Origin of the sequence: Citricoccus sp. NR2, assembly GCF_027594385.1 — a bacterium.
Classification (GTDB): Bacteria; Actinomycetota; Actinomycetes; order Actinomycetales; family Micrococcaceae; genus CmP2.
In genome coordinates this window covers 766,381-786,923 of record NZ_CP115154.1, presented here as the reverse complement: position 1 = coordinate 786,923, position 20,543 = coordinate 766,381, and the positions used below count along the sequence as shown (strand labels likewise).

The 20,543-nt window shown below is 64.7% G+C and carries 12 protein-coding genes; 10 read left to right on the top strand and 2 right to left on the bottom strand.

Annotation, left to right across the window (positions count from 1 at the left end; all coding sequences use genetic code 11):
* Window positions 1–5 precede the first annotated feature (5 nt).
* Genes O1A05_RS03615 through O1A05_RS03600 form a run of 4 tightly spaced genes read left to right on the top strand, consistent with a single transcriptional unit; the run spans window position 6 to window position 7,508 of the window.
* Entirely contained in the window at window positions 6–4,100 is a 4,095-nt protein-coding gene (locus O1A05_RS03615) for a glycosyltransferase (protein ID WP_270106711.1), read from the top strand.
* On the top strand, window positions 4,097–4,921 hold the full coding sequence (locus O1A05_RS03610) for a hypothetical protein (protein ID WP_270106710.1): 825 nt from the start codon (window positions 4,097–4,099) through the stop codon (window positions 4,919–4,921). The genes O1A05_RS03615 and O1A05_RS03610 overlap by 4 nt, the downstream gene beginning before the upstream one ends.
* Entirely contained in the window at window positions 4,918–6,480 is a 1,563-nt protein-coding gene (locus O1A05_RS03605) for a glycosyltransferase (protein ID WP_270106709.1), read from the top strand. Before O1A05_RS03610 ends, O1A05_RS03605 begins: the two co-directional genes overlap by 4 nt.
* Window positions 6,477–7,508 carry a hypothetical protein gene (locus tag O1A05_RS03600; protein WP_270106708.1) on the top strand — a complete coding sequence of 344 codons (1,032 nt, stop codon included), beginning with the start codon at window positions 6,477–6,479 and terminating at the stop codon, window positions 7,506–7,508. Before O1A05_RS03605 ends, O1A05_RS03600 begins: the two co-directional genes overlap by 4 nt.
* On the opposite strand, the gene O1A05_RS03595 is transcribed toward O1A05_RS03600, so the two are convergent.
* Window positions 7,509–8,705, bottom strand: a complete 1,197-nt coding sequence (locus O1A05_RS03595; protein WP_270106707.1) for a sugar-transfer associated ATP-grasp domain-containing protein — start codon at window positions 8,703–8,705, stop codon at window positions 7,509–7,511. It abuts the gene before it with no gap.
* An 81-nt stretch (window positions 8,706–8,786) separates the two neighbouring features.
* Between O1A05_RS03595 and O1A05_RS03590 the strand changes: the two genes are divergently transcribed.
* The 6 genes from O1A05_RS03590 to O1A05_RS03565 all read left to right on the top strand — a co-directional run bounded on the left by O1A05_RS03590 (window position 8,787) and on the right by O1A05_RS03565 (window position 19,513).
* A complete protein-coding gene (locus O1A05_RS03590) occupies window positions 8,787–10,205 on the top strand; it encodes an asparagine synthase-related protein (protein ID WP_270106706.1) in 1,419 nt (472 codons plus the stop codon).
* Window positions 10,198–11,400, top strand: a complete 1,203-nt coding sequence (locus tag O1A05_RS03585; protein WP_270106705.1) for a glycosyltransferase — start codon at window positions 10,198–10,200, stop codon at window positions 11,398–11,400. Before O1A05_RS03590 ends, O1A05_RS03585 begins: the two co-directional genes overlap by 8 nt.
* Window positions 11,401–11,493: 93 nt before the next feature.
* Window positions 11,494–14,496, top strand: a complete 3,003-nt coding sequence (locus O1A05_RS03580) for an acylphosphatase (protein WP_270106704.1) — start codon at window positions 11,494–11,496, stop codon at window positions 14,494–14,496.
* Window positions 14,496–15,668 carry a hypothetical protein gene (locus O1A05_RS03575; protein WP_270106703.1) on the top strand — a complete coding sequence of 391 codons (1,173 nt, stop codon included), beginning with the start codon at window positions 14,496–14,498 and terminating at the stop codon, window positions 15,666–15,668. The genes O1A05_RS03580 and O1A05_RS03575 overlap by 1 nt, the downstream gene beginning before the upstream one ends.
* An 87-nt stretch (window positions 15,669–15,755) precedes the next feature.
* Window positions 15,756–18,368: an enolase C-terminal domain-like protein gene (locus tag O1A05_RS03570; RefSeq protein WP_270106702.1), complete on the top strand. Its 2,613-nt coding sequence runs from the start codon at window positions 15,756–15,758 to the stop codon at window positions 18,366–18,368.
* Window positions 18,365–19,513: a hypothetical protein gene (locus tag O1A05_RS03565; protein ID WP_270106701.1), complete on the top strand. Its 1,149-nt coding sequence runs from the start codon at window positions 18,365–18,367 to the stop codon at window positions 19,511–19,513. Before O1A05_RS03570 ends, O1A05_RS03565 begins: the two co-directional genes overlap by 4 nt.
* Here the strand turns inward: O1A05_RS03565 and O1A05_RS03560 are convergent.
* Complete coding sequence (locus tag O1A05_RS03560) at window positions 19,510–20,532, bottom strand: hypothetical protein (protein WP_270106700.1); 1,023 nt, start codon at window positions 20,530–20,532, stop codon at window positions 19,510–19,512. The genes O1A05_RS03565 and O1A05_RS03560 overlap by 4 nt on opposite strands.
* Between the last annotated feature and the right edge of the window lie 11 nt (window positions 20,533–20,543).

Below are 20,543 nucleotides of genomic sequence, written 5' to 3'. Positions count from 1 at the left end.
AGACCATGAAGCACAAAGTCGTCAATTTCCAAGCGCACCGGCTCAGCGGCTGGTTCTATGACCCCGACACCGACCAGGCCAAGCCGGTCCTGGACCTGATGGTCGATGGTGAGCCGGTCGATACCCTGAAATGCTCGATCTTCCGGGGCGAACTATCGGCTGCGGATTTCCATACCCGCAACGTCGGCTTCCTCGGCAGTCTGCCGGCTCAGTTCTGGGATGGCACCGAGCGTGAGGTGCAGCTGGTCCACCGCGGATCGGGCACCGTTCTGCAGTCTGAGCGACTCGCCGCTCCGGACCGCCGCGTGGCTTCCTCGACCGTGCGCGGTGAATTCCTGCTCACTCCGGCCGGCCAGGTGGCGGGCTGGGCCGTGGTCGGTGCCGCTGCTACGGAGCCCGCCTCCGTGCGCGTCCTGGTGGACGGTGCCACGGTCGCAGAAGGTCTGGCCGAGCTGAAGAAGCTGCCGTGGAAGCACGGTCGCATCGATCTGAAAGCCCCGCTGAAGAAACAATTCGGCATCCAGATTCCGGCGGACTACTTTGACGACGCCACCCACCGGGTCCAAGCTCATGCTCGTGACGTCGATGGCTCCTGGGTGACCTTGCTCGACGAGACCACGGTGCTGGCGTCGGAGCACGCGTGGATGGCCCGGCACGAAGCCGAGCGCATCCGGGAGGGCCGCCCCGACACGTTCTACAACTGGGTCGAAGACCTCTCCGAGCGCCGTGGCACCAAGGTCGTGGAGCTGAGCTACACCGGCTCCTACGCCTCCGTCGCAGTGAAAGGCCCCGTGGGACACCAGCGCGTGGACCTGCGACTCGGTGACACCATCGCCGTGCTGCACGCGGTGGAACAGGCGGACCCGGCGCCCGAGGCCACGGACAGCACGGTGCACATGCGCTTCGCCGGGGAGCTGCCGCACAGCACCCTCATTCCCGAGCAGCTGAGTCTCTATACCGCCGGAGCGAGCCTCACCGACACCTACGACCTCCGCTTGGGTGGGGAAGCCGGACGTCGCCCGCAAGACCTTCCGGGCGTCATCGAGCAGGACCTGCACGGTGAATTCGTCCGCTCAGACACCGAGCTGAACGGCGCCTTCAACGGCTGGGCCTTCCACACGGGGTCGCTCCACTACCCAGCGCACGTCGTCCTGGAAGAGATCACCGAGAACGATGTGCGAGAACTGGCCGGCGTCGAAGCCACTGGTCGCAGCACGACAGCCATCTCCCGCTACGGCGTCAAGAAGGCCGGATACTGGCTGCCCTTGCCGCCCGAGGCGCTGACGGAAGGGCGCAAGCACCTGCGGTTGTGCCTCTCCCACGGCCCCATCGAAGAGATTCTCTGGGAAGACGAGAATTTCGACCCCACCGATGAGGTCCTGCTCGCCATGGCGCGCCAGTCGCACTCCAAGGATGCGGTGATCGAGCTGTGGAAGAACGCTCGTCGCGCCGGACGCATGGAGTTCTATCTCGAGTTCCTGCGCACCCACCAGCAATCCGCGGCGGAGTTCACCCTGGAGCAGCTCGAAGAGGTGATGGCCTCCCTCCACGCATCCCCGGGAACCAGCCTCAATGCTGCGTCTGGTGCCATCTGGTACTGGGTGGACGAGCTGCGCACGAACACCGGCCGCATCCACTGGTTCACCCAGAATGCGATCCACAACCGCAACGGTGGTGCTCGAGACATCCTGGCCTACGCCGCCAGCAACGGCCGGTACGACTTCAACCAACTCCACGGAATACTCGAGTCCTACCGCATCGAGCTGTTCCGTGACCAGGCTCGCGAGATCCTGCAGGCGGATCTGTGGAAGACCGCCATGCTCTCTCTGGCACGGTATCTTTTCGCCGCCCCGCGCGATGACATCGACTATCTGGATGCGCTCACCCTGTACTCCATGGTGGAGGACTGGTTCGGCCTGGCCGAGGTGACCGGTCCCAACCGATCGTTCTACGGGCAGTTGCTGCACTGGCGCGGCGAGTTCGCGGAGTCCCACCGGGTGCTCACTGCAGGCGATCCTGACCCAGAGCACGAGTACTCACAGCGGCTCATGGCACTCAACGTGCTGAACCCACACATCGGCGATCCGGCGCACGGGCGCGAGGCGTGGCTGACCGAATTCAACCGGCTGATGGAGTCCGACCGCGTGGCCGGCATTGAGCTGGGAGACGACGTCAACTTCTACTCCGTACGCACCGCACTGCCCGCGGCCCAGGACGCAGCCGACGGCCCGCTCGTGACCGTGTTGATGCCCATCTACGAGCCGAGCCCCGCCCTGGATGTGGCCGTGCGCTCGCTGTTGGACCAGACCTGGACCAACCTCGAGATCCTGCTGATGGACGACTGCTCCCCGATGGTCGATGCTCAGGGCCATCCGACGCACTACCGGGAGCAGCTCGAAGCCCTGGCCGCACTCGATGACCGCATCCGGCTGGTCTTCAATGACACCAACCGCGGCTCCTACTCGGTGCGCAACGACGGACTCGACCTCTCCCACGGTGACCTGATCACCATCGCGGACAAGGACGATTGGCATCACCCGCAGCAGATCGAGTTGCAGGTGCGCGACCTGATCACCCACCCGGACCGCGTCGCCAACATGACCAACTGGGTGCGCGTTGACGAGCATCTGACGATGACGCTGCGTTCGGCCACCGGGAAGGTCTTCTACCCGTCGTTGCCCTCGGTGATGTTCCGTCGAGACCCCGTGTTCCATGACCTCGGCTACTGGGACATGGTGCGCAAATCGGGCGACTCCGAGTACAAATCCCGCATCGAGAACTACTACGGTGCCAAGATCGAGCCGATCACCGACGCCCCGCTGGCCTTCGCGCTGATGGAAGGCGGCAACCTCACCCGTGACGATATGGGCGTGGGCTACCTGGCCCCGGAACGGCGCGCATACCTGCGCGGCTACAAGGCCTGGCACCGGGAGATCCGCGAGGAGGACGCCTCCCCCTACCTGGCCAAGTCGCCAGCCACCCGTCCCTTCGTGGCGCCAGAAACGTACCTGCCGATCCGCTCCACCGAGCCGGGGCAGTATGACGTGGTGTTCGCCTCGGAATTCGGCTTCCTCGCCGGCAACTCCACCTCGCTGTTCAATGAGATCAATGTCTGTTTGAACGCCGGTCTGAAGGTCGGGGTGATCCCGCTGCAGAACGGGCTGATCCCCTCGGCCGCCAAGCGCCAGTTCATCCCCAAGATCGATGACCTGATCTTCACCGGCCGGATCGACCGGCTCTCCCTCGACGCCGTGAACAACACCGATCTGCTGGTGATCCGCTGGCCCACCGCCGTGCAGTCGGTGCCCGACGGCCGCTCCGGGCTCAACGCCGGACGCATCGTCATCGTCGCCAACCACGTGCCCTACGAACCCAGCGGCGAACGGCGCAGCTACGACATGGGCACCGTCACCCGGAATGTGGATCGGCTCTTCGGGGTACGCCCGGTGTGGGCACCACAGAGCGAGCGGATCAGCGCCATGATCGAGCCGCTGATGCCCGCCTCGGACCTGTCGGGTATGACCTGGAAGGGCATCATCGAGCTGAAAGACGGCATCGACCGGAACCGGTTCCACTCCGGCCAGCCCGTCATCGGTCGACACGCCCGTGATGATGCGGGCAAGTGGCCTTCCAACCGTGAGGTGTTCCGGCAGGTCTACCCCATCGATGGGTCGGCGCAGGTGTGCATTCTGGGCGGCACGAAGATCCCCACCCAGAAGGGGTTCATGCCGCAGCGCCCGAAGAACTGGGAGATCTACGTCTTCAACGAGATCGATGTCAACGAGTACCTCGAAGAGAAGCTCGACTTCTTTGTCTACTTCCACAGTGAGGGCCAGCTGGAGGCCTTCGGCATGGCCATCCTCGAGGCGATGAGCCACGGTGTGGTGTGTGTGCTACCCGAGCATTTCCGGCCCGTGTTCAAGGACGGCGCGGTGTACGCTGAACCAGATCAGGTGCAGGATGTCATTGCCGAACTGTGGGACGCCGGCCGCTACGCCGCCCAGCAGCAGCGCGGTCGCGCATTCATCGAGGACGAATGCAGCCACGAGGCCTACCTTCGACGTTTGGAGCGACTGGGAGTGCAGGTGACGACAAGGTGATCCAGGGTGAACAGTTCCCGCTGTTGGGATTCAATGCGCTGGACCGGTGGGGCAACCAATGGCGGATCAGCAACCCCTCCATCGTGGATGTCAGCCGGGATGATCAGGGACGACTGGCGCTCGAGAAACACGAGAAGTCCCCGATGCACCTGCTGCTGCGGGCCAAGACGAGCGACCTCAAGAAGCTCGGCAGCGGACGCGGCGTCGCCCTGGCGAACGACCGTGCCTACCAGGTGGGTCTGACCGCGGAGATCGGCGGGCGCCTCGTCGCGCAGCTGGTGCTCCACGAATTCGACGACGACGGATCCCGGCTCACCCGCACCTCGCTGGCCGCCGGCCAGCGGGTCCTCTACGTCGCCCACCCCGACGCGGCCCACCTGGTGGTGACGATCCGCCTCACCGGCATCGGACGGGTGATCGTGCACCAGGTCGAGTTCCAGCCCGTGGACGGCGTGCGCAGCGCCGAGCCCGGGGTGCACCCGATCGAAGACTTCCAGGGCGCGCTGAAGGCCCGCCATGTGCAGACCTTCGATGAGCTCAAGGACTTCTGGCTGGAAGACGAGGACCTCTACCAGCGGATCGCCGACGCCACCGCACACAGTGTGACCGACGGCTTCAATGAGCTGCGCGAAGAGAACCGCCACCTGCGCGAGCAGGTGACCTCGCTGACGGAGACCACCCGCGAACTGCAGCGCTCGCTGCACCAGATCAAGAGCCACCTCGCGCACGCGAGCCTGCGGCAGTCGTTGGCCGAGCTGCCGAACGTCACTGTCGAACCCCGCGGCACCACCGCACCGTCGCATCAGGAAGGTCGCCGATGACCGAGCCCACTCCCTACGACGTCGACGTCATCCTCGCCTCGGATCTGCGGCTGCCCGGAGGCACCACCTCCAGCGTGGCCGAGGAGGTGCGCGCCCAGTCCGAGGCCGGCATCAGCACCGCACTGGTGCACATCGTCGGCTCGGTGACCAACTACCCGCTTCCCTGGAGCCAGCACATCCGCCGCGTCGTGGGTCTGCCGCACGTCCGGCTGGTCACCCCGCATTCCCGGCTGCGCGCCCGCCTGCTGATCCTGCGCCACCCCACCGTGGTCTTCTCCACCCGCAGCCGCCTGGAGAACATCACCGCCGATCAGGTCATTGTCGTCGCCAACCACGCCGCTATCGACTCCGGCGGCACTCAGCACTACGACGTCAAGGCCACCGATGCCAAAGTGCGCGAGCTCTTCGGCGTGGACCCGATCTGGGCCCCCATCGGCCCGGTGGTGCGCGGCACCATGCTGCAGCAGACCACCGAGGTGCCCTTCCGCGATGAGGACTGGGTGAACATCTTCTCCCTGCCCATCGACGACGCACCGCGCACCGGCTTCCTCGGCACCCGCCCGGTGATCGGACGCCACTCTCGCCCGCAGCCGGGAAAGTGGCCCTCCACCGGCCGTGACATCCTCGCCGCCTACCCGGACTCGGGCGACTATGACGTCCGTGTGCTCGGCGGCGCCCAGGTGGCTGAGAAGCTCGTCGGCTACCTCCCGGAGAACTGGCAGGTGATCCCCTTCGGCGGTGAGGACCCGGTGGTCTTCCTGCAGGGCATCGACTTCTGGGTGTACATGCACCACCCCGACCTGAAGGAAGCCTTTGGCCGGGCCGCCATGGAAGCGCTCGCCGCTGGCTGCGTGGCCATCATGCCGCCCTACATGGAAGAGCTCTTCGGCGACGCCGCCCTCTACGCGAAGCCGAACGCAGTCCAGGGCATCATCGACGAGTACTACGGTGACCTCGAGAAGTTCCTGGCCCAGTCGCGCCGAGCCCAGGAGTTCGCCCGCTCCTTCTCCCCGGAGATGCACCTGCGGCGCCTGGCCGAGCTCGGAGTCACGCCCAGCCAGCCGACGGACGAGCCCGAGGCGGGCACCACCGCGGTCCAGCCGATTGCTGCTGTCGGGCCGACCCTGGTGCTCGTCGACGGCGACACCTATGAGGAACGGCTGTCTGCCTACGCGACTGCCCTGGAAAGCAACCCGCTGCTGCACGTGGCCGTGGTCGCCACGAGCCCGCCGGAAGAGCTGAACGGACATGAGGTCAGCTACCTGCCCTCGGCCGCGCGGCTGAACATGGACGCTGCCGACTGGCAGGACTACCTCGGCCACCGCCTGAGCCGGCTCATGGACAGCCTCGATGCCGAGACCGTGGTCTACGACGGCGTGCTGCCCCCGGCCTCGGTGATCGAATCCCTCACCGAGCGCCCTGTGGCCAAGGTCTGGGTGCAGCGCACTCCGACTGTCGACACTGATCAGGGCGATCTGCAGAGCGCGCGGCTGGAAGCCGAGCGCCACTTCCCAACCCTGGCCACCGACCCATCCAGTATCATCGGAGGTGCCGCGTGAGCACGGCGACTCAGCATCTGACCACGATCACCTGGTCCCAGAGCCTCGAAGAATGGTGCACGGAGAAATACGGCGTCCGCGCCCAGAAAGTCTCGGGCCGCACCGAGTTCGCCCCCTACGATGCGCACCGACCCGAGCGCTACCGCGGGGTGCCCGCCGTGCTGGTGGTGCTCACCTCGGCCACCCGGCACCTGCACGCGAACTTCGCCGAGGCGCTGGACCTGATCCGCACTGCCACCAGCGGCTTCCGTGCGGTGCTGGTCACCGATGATTATCACTCCACGGCGCTGACCCGCAGCGACTGGCCCACCGAGCAGATCCTGCCCGAGTCGAGCTGGCTGCGTCAGCACCACACGAATTGGCTGGCCTCGGCCACCGACCAGGTGCGGGCCGCGCAGCGCTACTTCGGTGCCTCCTTCGTGGTTGCCCCCTCGGGCACATCGCATGCCCGCGACCTGCTCAAGGACATCGCCCGGGCCTACAACGCACAGCAGCCGGTGCTCGACGCTGCACTGACCCTGTTCGACCAGGATCTGTCCGACCCCACCGGGGTGAACTCTGGCTACCGCGGCGGGTGGCAAGCGATCGAGGAGTCCGACGATCCGCACTCTACCCGGCGTTTCATCTCCGGCGACGGCGTCACTGCGGTCACCGCGAACCTGCTACGGGGTCGAGGGCACGGCGTGGTGGTGGACCACCGCGGTCTGCTCACCGAAGGGCTGCGTGCCGCGTTGGAAAGCGCGGGCTGGGGTATCGCCGAACTGACGGAAGAAACCTCGACAGCCGAGGGTGACAACCCGTTTACTCGTGGAGCCGCGCTGGCCTGTGCTGATGCACTGCGCCATGCGGGTCCCGCGGTGCTGATCGACGACGTGGTGTCAGGCTCGATGGGATCGTTACGCCGAGGCGAAAGTCAGGATGTCTGGGAGCTGGACGTAGACCAGCTCGGACGGGTGAGCTTCACCGAGGAGAACGCCGAGCGCGTCCTCAGTGAGGTTGGTCGGCTCTACGCGGGCCTGTTCGGCTGATCAGATCACGCCGCGCTTGGCGAAGTAGGCGTGGACGCGGGGGTCCTTCAGCAACGGACCGTGCACCTGGAGCACGTTCATGCCGGAGTTGATGTTCGCCTCGAGTATCACCGGACCGGTGGGGCTGATGATCACATCCCAGCCGATGTACTCCATAAACGTCAGGCGTTGCGCCGCTTCGGTGATGAGCGTCCGTACTTCCTCCCAGTAAGGAACCTGGGCGCCCTCGATCTGCGAACCGGTGTCAGGGTGGTGGGTGAACCACTTCTGTTCACGGCCATCCGGTAGTTGCCCTGCCCGGCTGAGCCGTCCGGTTTCCAGATCGATCTTTGCGCTGAGCCCGCCCTGAGTCCAGTTGTCCACGTGGTTCGACTGGGCAGTGCCGATGCGCTGCACAGCCACTGCGATGAATGGCTCCTTGTTGTTGGAAACGTCCGGCAGGGTGAGTAGACGCAGGGTATTCGTCGCATTCGGATTGAGCGCAGCCTGAGCCTCGTGCTGCACGATGCCGCGCTCGAAGAGCATCGGCTTCTTCTGTTCCTCAATCCAGGCGCGGATCTCGGCGACGGTCACGTCCTCACCGTTCATCCGGTAGCCTGTCTCGGTGCGGGTGATCGCACGGACCAACCGACCTTCGGCGCCGCGCAGCGGCTTCACGAAGACGCGCTGGTTTACTTCCAAACGCGTCTGTAGGAATTTCTGCAGGGCGAGCCGGTCGTCGTTGGGGAAAATGTGCACGGCGCCGCGCACATAGAGACCCAGCAGAGGAACCACATCCGACTTGAGCCCCAGCTGGTTCACCAGCAGGAAGAAAGCGAATTTGTTGTCCAGGATCTCTTGAAGCGCGGTGTGCACCATCCGCTTGGTGCGGGTATAGCGCTGCACATCGGAAACGTACTCGCTGGGGTCGTTGTTCTCGAGGTCGTAGAGCGTGACCGAGCGAGAAAGGAAACCCTTGCGCCACCACAGCGGCCGCCGCTCACTCAGCGGTGCTTCCCAGCGGAACTCCTTGCGGAGGAACTTGCGGTAGTCCTCCCAAGTACGTAGCTTCTTCCGAACCGAGGACCGGGTTTCGGCGGAGGCCTGGACGACTTGTTCCGCCTTCTGTGCCAGCGCCGTGGTCACCGTCGAGGGGCGAGCCAGGGCTTTCTTTAGCCGAACCTTCGCGGCGGAGAGGCTGTGACCGGGTCGATCCATGGAGTGTCGCTACCTTTGGGCTTGGGGGGAGGGGCTTGCCAGTCACCAGGGGACAGGGCCAACGGCGCTATTATGATAGCAGTGAGACACCATTCCAGCGCCGCCGAACCCGTCGCAGCTTCCAGCTCCGGGGTGGAGCCTGTTTTTCTCAGCCGAGACGGCGACCAGCCCATGCGGGCCGGGCATCTCTCGGAACTCATCGACCAGCACGATCCCGGCGCAACACCGCTGGTCCCCGACTGGGATGCCTGGGCTCAGATTCTCGCTCTGGGTGCTCCACTTGCCGGACGCACCCCCTTTGCGGGTATCCATCGCCTCCAACCTGCCGAGTCCGCGCGCGTGGAGGGACAATGCTGGCACGTCTCAGCCGAAAGCTGGTCCTGGGAATCCGTGGACGTCGAGCCGGCGCTCGATCCGCGGGACCTCACCGGCGACGTTCTCGATGTACTTCGTGCGAGGATCGCCCGCATCGACGGCCCGCTGAACCCCATGCTGTCGGGTGGGCGGGATTCTCGGCTGCTCACCGCACTCGCGGCACAGCACACCGACGACCTCACCGCATGGACCACCTCGTCCGATACCGGCACCACCTTGGAAGAGCTGATCGCCGCGCGAGTCGCGGGCACACTGGGGGTGCGGCAGCGCATCATCCCTGGCCGGCATGATCGCTTCGCCGACGATGTGATCCAATACGCTCGTACAGTCGACTACATGGCGTCCTTCCACATCTGGTTGATGCCGGTCGCGGATGAACTGCGTCAGCATCCCGGCACCATTCTGGACGGTCTGGGCGGGGGAGTGTTCCTCGGCGGTGGGTTCCCCGACGCCCCCGAAGTGCTCGCCTCGACGCCGACTCCCCAGCAGCTCGTGGAGTCGCGCTTCACCCGCGTGGCCCGCTATCTCGATGCCGCCGACGAGATTTTTGCACCTGGTCTGGCCGAAGAACTCACGGAGCGATCGCGCGCTGACTTCGACCCGATCGCCCGAAAATACACGGACCACCCCAACGGGGCCACCCTCACCGCGTACCTCACTCGCACGCTGCCGGGCATCTCCATGGCACCCTCCCGGGTACTGGGCGGGGCACAGCCCACGGTCATGCCGATCATGGGCGACGAGGTGATCTCCCTGGCGCTGCGGGTGCCTCACGAGCGCAAACTTGATGGGATCTGGTACCCGGATCTGCTGGCTCACGCCGATGAGCGTCTCACCGCGATGGCCACCGCCGCCGACCTTACCGGCCGCCGCCAGCACGTGCGCCGCGGGGCCAGCCACGCCGCAGCCGACTGGTATCGCACCCTGCTGCTCGGCAGCCCGGTCGCTGGGCTACTCTCCGAGCGGATGCGGACCGCCGACATCCCGGAATGGTCGGATCAGCTGGCCAAGACCAAGCCGCAGCACCTGATCCGCGGACTGGCGATGCTCGCACTTTGGCTGAACGAGTACGAAGACCGGCTCTCCGACAGTGAGATTCCCTTCCGCGGAGGTGCCCGTGCCTGAACAGAGTCAGTTACCGCCATTGCCGCGCCCCTATCCGCACCTGCGGGTCGGGTTTCTCGGTGCCACACCGCTGCCCCAGGGCGCGGGCACCCATATCGACCTGGCCGGAGCGGACATCGAGCAGGTCCTGGCTCGTGGGCTCGACGCGGTCATCGTCGGATCCACGGGTTCGGACGATGCCATCAGCCCCGAGCTCCTCGAGGTGCTCATTGCCTGTGAGTCTGCTGCGGTGCCGATGGTGCTGCGTGCCACCCAGCCCAGCGATCTTGACAGTCCCGTCGCGGCGGTGGTCAGTCAGATCGCGGCAGAAACCCCCGAGCTTTATGAGCTGACGTTGAGTCAGGTCGGTCCGGAACGGGCCTTCTTGATCGAGCCGGTGATCGACGCAGCCGAGGTTCTGACTGCACCGTCTGCTGACAAGGCGGAGCAGAACAGCCTGGCAGACATTACCCGTCGGCGGACACAGGTCGCCGAGCACTCACCTGCATCGCAAGCCCGCAGTTTCGTTGAGTTCTTGGGACTTCCTACAGAACACGAGACGCTGGTGACCGCTGTGATCATCTCGCGTCATGCCAAGAACCTCGACTCCACCCTGGAGAATCTGCGCCGGCAGAACTACCCGAACATCGATCCGCTGCTGGTGATCGACCCGCTCTACGAGCAGACAGCGCGCGATGCTGTGACCGAGTGGGATATACCGGTGCGTGTGGTGGTCTCCCCGCCGCGGCCTACGGCGGCAGACCGGTTGAACCTCGGGGTCCACCACGCCCACGGCAGCATCATCGCGGTGATTGAGGAGACCGGGCTCTACGGTCCTGATTATCTGACCGATCAGGTGCAGGCGCTGACACATTCTGGAGCGCACCTGGTGGGCAAGGCCAGCTGGTACGTGTGGGACGCTGATCCGCAGCGAAGCGTTGTTCATGCGGGCGCGAAGCAACGACGTTTCGACCAGATCCCGGCTTTAGGCACCATGGTGTTCCATCGTGAGACGGCCGCCGCGCTGGGCTTCGTCCGGCGCGGTCCGGCCACGAACCAGGTCTTTGCCGAGGCCATTCGGGCCCGCAACGGCATGGTCTTCGTCTCCCATGCCTATGACACGGTGCTGTTGCAGAAGGGGCAAACCTTGGCTGATCTGGGGGAATCCGCGCTTAATATGGCCGAATCGAATCCATCACCGCGACAGGAGAGATAACGGATCTCTCGGTGACGATGGGGGTACGATGACTGCAGATCCCCAGGGCACGCTGACGTGCTCGTACGTGAACTACAGATGAGCCTGTCGCGCATGAATCCAGTTTCCGCCTCCGCTCCCACGCCCGACTCCGTCCCAAGTCTGAAGCCTGGTGCGATCACGATCGCACAATCCCGTGGCCTCTCGTACCGAGTGCCCGGCACACGCCAGGTGAAATCCAACTACATCGTGCAGTTCCGGTTCGCAGACTCAGCAGGTGCCACCGTGATGGGAATCGGCGAGGGACAACCCCGCGCCGAGCTCACCGCCGACTACAGCGAACTCTCCTGGTCCCTGCTCGAAGAAGTCCTGGAAGAGCTCGAGGGCCGGGAACTAACCCTTAGTGATCCGGAGACCGCACTGAACCAGGTGCGCGGCATCATGGCCGAAGTCGATCAGCTGGCCCACGCCCGCAAGATCGATCCGGGACAGAAGCGCCCCTTCCGTGGCACCATGCTGGCGATTGAGTCGGCTTTGCTCGATGCATTCGCCCGCGCCCTGGGGCTACCGCTGTACGGCCTGCTCGGAAGGGTCAGAGATGCTGCCCCCGGCATTCCGGCAGCGATGGAGTCCACAACCTCATTGAAGTCGCTGCGCAAGGCGCTGCTGCGACAGTGCGACCGCTACGAGCGGATCCGCGTCAACGGCTCGGAAGAGATTGACGAGAACGTGGACTTCCTCGAGATCGTCGCCACGGTCAGCCGCTCCCGCAGCGTCGGCCAGGGAGCGAAGCCCCTCTGGATCGAGATGCACGGAGCGTTGGATCGGGCCGGAGCCACCGAAATGATTGACCTGCTGGCCACCAGCATGCTTGAGGGGCACCTTCCCCGCCAGATCCTGGTCGAACAGCCGGTGATGATGAAGTTCGGCGACCACTTGCCCAAGCTGCAGAAGCGGGCCGACCAGCGTTTCCGAGATGCAGGTCGAGACGACCTGGACCTGATCATCATGGGCGATGAATCCATCTGGGATCAGCACAGCCTCGGAAGGCTGCGGAAACTCGGCGGGCTGCGGGCAATCAATATCCGCCCCGCCCAGGCCGGAGGGCTGTTGGAATCCATCGCGCTCGCAGACCTCGCCGTGCAGCTACACCCTGGCACGGTGGTGACGCTGACGCGCATGGCCGGATCCAGCCGCATCACCGGCTCGCTGCTGCGCCATCTCGCGCTCGCGCTGCCCCAGATCGATGGTGTCAACGCCGCCGGCTTTCCTCACAGCGCCATGCCTTTGGCGCAGTGGGAGGACGGCTTCGACGAAGCGGATGATGAGCAAGACACCGATGATGATGCGCAGACCCTGCGCAACGAATACGGCGAGGGCAGCGGTGACGACTTCGACAGCGAATACCGCGCAGCTGAAGATGACGATGAGGCCGACGACGAGACCTCCTCGACACATGACGGAGGTAACGCGGGGTCAGGCACTCCAGTATCGAAAGCGTCCAAGAACCACGCTGAACGAGTCAAAGCGTCGGAGCTAAATGACGAGGCCGGCCCGGCTTTGGAAGTCCCGCGCGATCTGCCCGGAAATGGGCTGCGCATCGACTACACCGCGGTGGTCACCGATCTGCGGCGCGGAGTGCGCTTTCCTCCGCTGCCCGCACCTCGCAATGAGGGCCAGTTGCCCGCGCGTTACGCGCACTTTGAGGACGTTCGCCCCCTGGGACCCAACGGGACCAAGGGCTACCTGCTGGAGAAGCACGCCCTGGCCCGCGGACTGTCCACCACGCGGTACTCCAAGAGCGCCTTCGCGGCCTCCGACGGAATGCAGCCGCCGGTGACCTTCAAATGGAGCCGCAGCCCGGTATCCTCGGCGGTGGCGATCTCGGTGTGCACCCACAAGGAAGCCACGCGATTGATGTTGGAGCAGGCAGGCGTGCCGACGCCGCGGGGACGCACCTTCCGCAATGGCGATTTCGACAGCGCGCGCCGCTTCGTCGACCTGATCGGTTTCCCCGTGGTGGTCAAGCCGTCCATGGGTATCCGGGGTATCGGCGTGATTGCTGGCATTGAGACTCCCGAGCAGCTTGAGGACGCGTTCGCCCTGATGTCGGACAGCCAGTTTGGTGGCCAGGATTTCATCGTGGAGAAGCATGTGCGCGGTCGTGATCACCGCATCCTGGTGGTCGGCGGCGAGGTGGTCGGCGCCATCCAGCGCAAGCCCGCCACCGCCCGCGGAGACGGGCACAGCACGATCGCCGAGCTGCTGATCAACCGCAACGTGGCCCGGCGCAGCAACCCGCACCTGTGGACCCGCCCTGCGAAATTCGACGGCACCATGGCCCACCAGCTGGAGAAGCTCGGTCTCACCCTGGACTCGGTGCTGCCTGAGGGGGAGGAAGTCATGCTCTCCAACACGGCCAACATCTCCCAGGGCGCGGACTCGATCGACGTATTCGACATACTGCACCCCAGCATCATCGACGCCTGCCAGCGGGCCGTTGCCGCGATTCCGGGCATGCAGTACTGCGGGGTGGACTTCCTGCTGGAGGACCCGAGCAAGGGTCTGGACGAGCAAGACGCCGCGATCATCGAGCTGAATGCCCACGCCGCGATCGGCAACTGTGAGTACCCGATGTTCGGCACCGGCCGACCGGTGGCCGAGAAGCTCATGGAGCTCACCATCGCTCAACGCGGGCTCCAGACTCACGAGCCGGTCGACGAACTGACCGTCCACCTGACCATCCGGGGCCGAGTCTCCAAGGTCGGCTTCCGCAGCTGGTTGCGTCGCCACGCAGAACAGTCTGGTCTGCGTGGCTGGGTACGCAGGATCAACCGGCGCACCGTCGAAGCTGTGCTGCACGGACCCACCGAGCGGGTCACACCACTGGTGGCGGCCTGCGTGTTGGGCCCGAGCCGGGCGCTGCCGGAATCCTACGACGCGCGCGTCATCCCCCTCGCCGAAGCGGAGTTGCCCGAAGGTTTCGAGGTACGCGAACAACCCGAGCTGAGTGACCTCAGCCCGGAGGTGCTGGCAGAAATCGAGCAGGTGCCACCCCGGCGCTCCGAGCAGAACTCTGATCCACGTCCGCAGATCATCGAGGAGGCGGCGCGCTGATGAACCCCCAGACCACCGCAGCAGACTTCGTCGACCAGTCCATCGGCCGCGGGCTCCGAGATGGAGTCGAGATCCACAGGGCCGCACTGGCCGCCGGTTTGAGCACCCGGCTCTACCCGAGACAGGTTCTCGAGGTGTACTCCTCGGACGAATCCTTGGCAACTGCGTTCACGCACGGACTGCCGCAGGCGTCCACCCTGTCCGGGGTGACCTTCACACAGGATCTGCGCATGGGCCGCGGCCTGCTGGAGAAGGCCGGGATCCGCATTCCCCGTGGGGCCACGTTCTCGGTCGGCTACAGCCGAAAATCCGCACTGCGCTATGGGGAGAAGCACGGCTACCCGGTCGTGGTGAAGCCAGCCCTGGGCGACAGCACCATCGACGTGGTGCGCGGTATCCAGAATCAGGACCAGCTGCGCGGTGCCATCGAGACCCTGCTGACCCCGCCGGAACAGCGTCCCGACAGCACCCAGGCCTCGTACGGCATCACCGAGCTGCGGAAAGCCGGGATGAAGAAGGGCAAGGTCACGGTGCCTCCGGGGTACCGGTTCTATGTCCAAGAAGAAGTCGAAGGCGACTACGTGCGTCTGCTGGTCCTCGACGGTGAGATCATCGATGTTCTGTCCTGCCCCGGAGGACCCTGGGCGAGACAAGCCACGCCGCTAGACGAAGACCAATGGCCGCAGGACGCTCGCGCGCTCGCTGCTGAGGTCTCCCGCGCGATCCCGGGTGTCGCCGTGCTCAGCGTGGATGTCGTTGTGCCTGCCGCTTCCTCGGACGCAACGGATGCCGCCCCCGTGGTGGTGGAAGTCTCCGAGCGACCGTGGCTGGAAGTGCAGCACGGCGTCGACCCGGAGCGGGCGCACCGGCTGGCGGGTGAGCTGCTGCGCTTCGGTCTGGGCGCCGACGAGCTTCCTGAATTCTCGGTGCCGACGATCTCCCCAGAGGCTCGGTTCTTCGGCGTGGTGGACACTCAGCAGTTCACGGCCGCCTTAGGGCATGTCGGCTCCGTGTGGAACGTCGCCGTCCAGCCGGTGGATCAGGATGAGACGCTGGGACGGGTCGCGGCCCGGCTCGAAGGCGACCCGGGCCAGATCGCCGAGATGATCGAAGTGATCCTGGACCGCGGAGCGCAGGGCCAGGTGGCCATGCGTGCCGACCTGGATCAGTAAACAAGTCAAGTAGAATACTGCGCGTACCGCGTGATGTGAAAACTGTCACGTCGAGGGGCTATCGCGCAGACGTGAGGATGTCATTCAGTGAGCTCAGGCAAGACCATCGTGATCGAGCGTTCCCATGCGCTGAACTATCGGATGCCGCTGAAGCGTCCCTTCGGAACCGCTCGACACGTCACCAAGGCCACCACGAACTTCATCGCGCAGTTGCACAGCACGATCGACGGTCGACGTATCACCGGTGTGGGTGAATCTCAGCCCCGCAACAAGCTCACTGGCGACCTGAACAACACCCAGGCCTGGCAGTTCTTCCTCGAAGCCACGGAGTCGGTCCAGGGGCGAGAGATTTTTGTGGACGACATTGCGAGCGCGCTGACGTCCATCCGCGGCATCATGGCGGATCTGGCAGAGCTGGCGTCCCAGCGCAGCACCGAGGCCAACCGGGAGCGTCCATTCCGAGGCAGCCTGCTCGGGTTGGAGATTGCCTTGCTTGACGCCGCAGCGCAGGCTTTCGATGTCTCTATTGCGGAGGTGTTGGGTGGCGAGAAGCGCAGCGAGGTGCTCGTCAGCGCCACTACCACCTCCACCGAGAACACTGAAGAGCAGCTGTACCGAAAGACCACCAAGCAGGCGAAGATGTACCCGATGAACCGGGTGAAGGGACGCGGCGATCAAGCCCGCGACCTGGCCGCGCTGAAGGTGATGCATTCGGCCAATGTTGAGGCCGGCACGCCGAAGCCGATTTGGATGGATGTCAACGAGGGACTGAATCCAGAAGAGGCATTCGAATTCGTCGAGAAGCTCGCCCAAGGCATCGCCGCCGGTGAGCTGCCGGGGACCGTCACCCTGGAACAGCCGATTCCCAAGTCCGAGGGGAATCGTCTTCCCGAGCTTCAACGCATCGCCGATGAACACACGGCACGAGCAGGCACCGGCGACATCCGCATCATGCCCGATGAGAGCATGTGGGACATCAATGACCTCGAGCAGTTGCAGGCTCTCGGCGGCTGTCGTTCCATCAACATCAAGACGGCGAAGGCCGGTGGGCTGATCGCCAGCCTGGACACCGCTGAGCGCGCCGTTGAACTGAACCCCGATGTCTACATCTACATCGGCGGCATGATCGGTACCTCGGACCTGACCACTTGGGCGATTCACCAGCTGGTGCGCGCCCTGCCCAGGATTGACTACCTCACTGCGGTTCCCCCAGGAAATGTTGCCGAACGGATCTCGGACCCGCTGTCCCGCATGAAGAAGGGCACCAGCGTCCACCGCAACAGCTCCCGCCCCGGTCTGGGCGCGGCACTGGCCTATGACAAAATCGCTCCCTACGTCACCGCTCATGCCTGGTTCCCTGAGCCGGAGCCCTCAGAGCTGTTGAAGGACGTTAATAGCTACCCGGAGAAACACTTGCGTGGTTTCCGTGAGAAGCAGGTCGACAACCACGTGTTGGAGAAGGAGGCGCTGGGGCTCGGTTTGGATACGACCCGTACGTCGCTGGTGGACTTCGTTGCCCGAGACGCAAAGGGACACCGGATCGGATTCTCCTGGACCAAGTCGACCCTGTCGACGACGATTTCCGCCGGCGTCACCGGTGACAAGCAGACCACACGCGATCTGCTGCAGGCCGCCTCGGTGCCGATGCCGAAAGGACGACGCTTCGACCTCAGCGACGTGGACGCCGCCATCACCTATGCGGAGGAGATCGGCTATCCGGTTGTCTTCAAGCCTTTGCGCGGAACCGGTGGCAAGGGGGTGATCCCGGGGATCCCGAACGCCGAGGAGCTGCGCTGGGCCTTCCAGCGGATGGAGGGCACTGCACTTGGTCGAGCTGGTGTGGTGGTCGAGGAACACTTTGAGGGCCGAGAGTTCCGCGTGTTCTCACTGCGGGACAAAGTGCTGTCTGTGGTTGAGCGTCGACCCGGCGCGGTGCAGGGCAATGGTGAGCTCACCATTGCGGAGCTGATGCTGCAGAAGCATGAAGCTCGCATGCAGAACCCGCATCTGCGGTCGCGGCGCATCCAATTCGATGAGAAAGCTCAGCTACAACTTCAACGGCAGGGCTATGACTTTGACACCGTGCTGCCGGCGGGGGAGAAGGCCATCTATACCTTGAGCCCCAGTTTCCATCAGGGTGGGGAATCGGTGGAGATGCTCTCCCAGATGCATCCGAGCATCCTGGAAGCGGCCGCGGCAGCGGTGCGGGCCATTCCGGGGCTGGCCTATGCTGGTGTCGATTTCATCGTCCCCGAGCCGAGCACCCCGGTAGATCGACAGCGCGCAGGCATCCTGGAGCTCAACGCTCACCCTGCGCAAACCTCGCACGAGTTCCCGATGCTGGGTGAACGCTCACGAGTCTCACGCGAGATCGTGCGATTCGTGGCTGAACGCAGCGGTGTTGACCTCAAGACTGAGTCTGCGCCGACCTTGAACTTGCGTCTGCAGATCTACGGCGAATTCAGCACCAACAGCAATCCCGGCGAATGGATCGCATCCAAGGCCCGGGCGCGAGAGCTGTCCGGGTGGGTCAAACAATGGGGAGCCGATCTGGTGGAATGCGAGATCAGTGGCACGCTCGATCTTGCCTCGTCACTGGTTTCCACGCTGAGCCGTGGCGGAAACGGCATTCGCGTTTCCCGCATTGAGACCACCCACTTGGGACATCAGCACACTGGAGAATTCGAGGTTCGATCATGACTCAGACCGTTCAGGAATCCACCGCTGAATCGAACTTCGACAGGACACTGAAGGCCATTTTGTCGGCCGAGCGCGCCAGCTGGGCCACCGAAGCACAACTACTGGCCCACGGAGTGTCCACGGTGCGTCTGCCGCGTAGCACGGTGGTCGGTATCAGCGGCGGGGAACCACTGTCATCGCTGGGATTCACTGGGGCGCAGGGGCCAGGCTCCACGCTGACGGGTGCCAGCATGGTGGCTCACGCGCCATCGGTGCGTGAGCTGCTCGTCTCGCGCAGACTTCCGGTCCAGGCCGGGCAACTCTGCTTGGCGCGGCAGACGCAGCGCGCCACAAAATTCGCCCAGTCGGTGGGGTACCCGGTGCTGGTGCGTCCCGCCAACGGAAACAAGACCAATCTGGTCCGCACTGTGGTGCATAGCGCCGAGGAGATGCCGGCGGCTCTCGCGAAGGTACGCAAGTTCTCGCGCGGCCGCACCGTCGACCGCGAGACAGAGGTGCAGTCGGCTTGGGTTCAGAAGGTTCCTTCCGGAACGTTGCTACGTCTGCTGGTAGTGGGGTCCGGAGTCGTCGCTGCGGTCATCGGGTCTGTCGAGACAGACGCCGAGACGACCTTCTTGGCGACTGAAGAGATTCATCCCGAGATCCGTTCGCTGGCCGTCGAAGCGCTTGCTGCGTTCCCTGGCCTTGATCACGGCGAAGTGCAAATAGCTGTGGACGACTGGGCCGCCGGTACCGGTAACCAGACGGCCGTCATCATGACGGTCTTGGCATCCCCGAATCTGGATATGTACGCACGGAACGGCGACGCCGGCCGCGCTGTCGTGGCTGAAATGGTGCGGTTCTATCTCGGTGCTGCGAAAATGGCGTATGCGGAGCCGGTACGGCAGCGTCGTACGCGCACGACATTCACCGGTGTGGTGGAAACCCAACGTTTCCGGCGCCGTCTGAAAGCTCGCGTGTCCAAGATGGTCGGCGCCGATGTTGCTGCCTCTGACTATGCCGTACGCGAGGTGGGGGATGGCGTGGTCGAACTCACCGCCAAGGGCGACGTGGAGATCACTGCGATGCTGTCGACGCTGGGGGTGCGTGGATTGGTTCGGGGGCTACGTGCTTCCACCGCGCGCACGGACCTGCTGGACGACTAACGCGACTGCTGAGCGGTGTCGGGGAACATCGCGTCCAGGATCGCACCGGCGGCATTCCGCGGCTGCCCTTCCCAGGGTAGATGATGCATGGAGATCATCGGATTGGCGTTGACTTCTAGGATGGACAACGGCCCGGTCGCTCCTTCTCGAGGCAGGAGCACATCAAGTGCCCCGAGCCTCAGTCCGGGGAACTGGGCCGCAGCCTTCTCCACCTGAGCGACCTCGTCCGGAGTCAGTTCGTCCGTAGCGTCGATGGCATCCCCGCCGCGGTGAATATTGGATGCGCCGAGCAGATACACGCGTTCACCCTCGGTTGGCACGGATGACGGCGTGAAGCCGTGTTTCGCCAGATACTGAATTGCTTCGGCATCCAGGGTCAGCTTCTTGTGGATGTTTCGCCGACGTTCGTTCTTTGATGCGATCAGCGCTTCGATCGTGGACCGGCCATCGCCACGAACGCTGGCCGGGCGGCGGCGCGTGACTGCCACCAGCTTGTTGTCCACGGTGAGGCAACGGTGCTCGACTCCCGTATGAAACTCTTCGACCAGGAGGCTAGAACGGTTGGCGGCCACGCGGTGAAACGCTTCCACGAACTGGTCGTGGGTCTCGACGCCCACGATCACGTCGGTGCCCTGGTTCTCGTCCTTCGGCTTGATCACCAACGGCAGTAGCTTCTCACCCCAGGCCCAGGCGCGGTCGGCATCCTGGGGCGCGAACACCGCATTTTCGGGTGCAGTGATGTCGCGGTTGAGCAACAGCCGGCTGGTGACCTCTTTGTAGCTGACCAGGCGCCGTGCACTGGGCAGGTTCAGATTCGTGCCACCGCCGGACCAGGTGAAGCGGCGGCCTTCGTGAGACAGCACCACCCGCTGAGCTTTCTGTTTCGACTGCGTCACGGTGATTCCGCGCTCGAGAGCCTCTGCGACCATCACTGCATTGGTGTAGCGGCGCGAGTGTAGCCCGATGCTGCGCATGAAGCGCTGGGCAGGGCCGAGATCGTGAACGGGGCTGGAGGTCATGGTCATCCTCG

Bases quoted from the DNA above. Each gene is read 5' to 3' on its own strand.
- O1A05_RS03560 (WP_270106700.1), bottom strand. From the start codon at position 20,532: ATGACCTCCAGCCCCGTTCACGATCTCGGCCCTGCCCAGCGCTTCATG.
- O1A05_RS03580 (WP_270106704.1), top strand. From the start codon at position 11,494: ATGAATCCAGTTTCCGCCTCCGCTCCCACGCCCGACTCCGTCCCAAGT.
- O1A05_RS03565 (WP_270106701.1), top strand. From the start codon at position 18,365: ATGACTCAGACCGTTCAGGAATCCACCGCTGAATCGAACTTCGACAGG.
- O1A05_RS03615 (WP_270106711.1), top strand. From the start codon at position 6: ATGAAGCACAAAGTCGTCAATTTCCAAGCGCACCGGCTCAGCGGCTGG.
- O1A05_RS03605 (WP_270106709.1), top strand. From the start codon at position 4,918: ATGACCGAGCCCACTCCCTACGACGTCGACGTCATCCTCGCCTCGGAT.
- O1A05_RS03595 (WP_270106707.1), bottom strand. From the start codon at position 8,705: ATGGATCGACCCGGTCACAGCCTCTCCGCCGCGAAGGTTCGGCTAAAG.
- O1A05_RS03575 (WP_270106703.1), top strand. From the start codon at position 14,496: ATGAACCCCCAGACCACCGCAGCAGACTTCGTCGACCAGTCCATCGGC.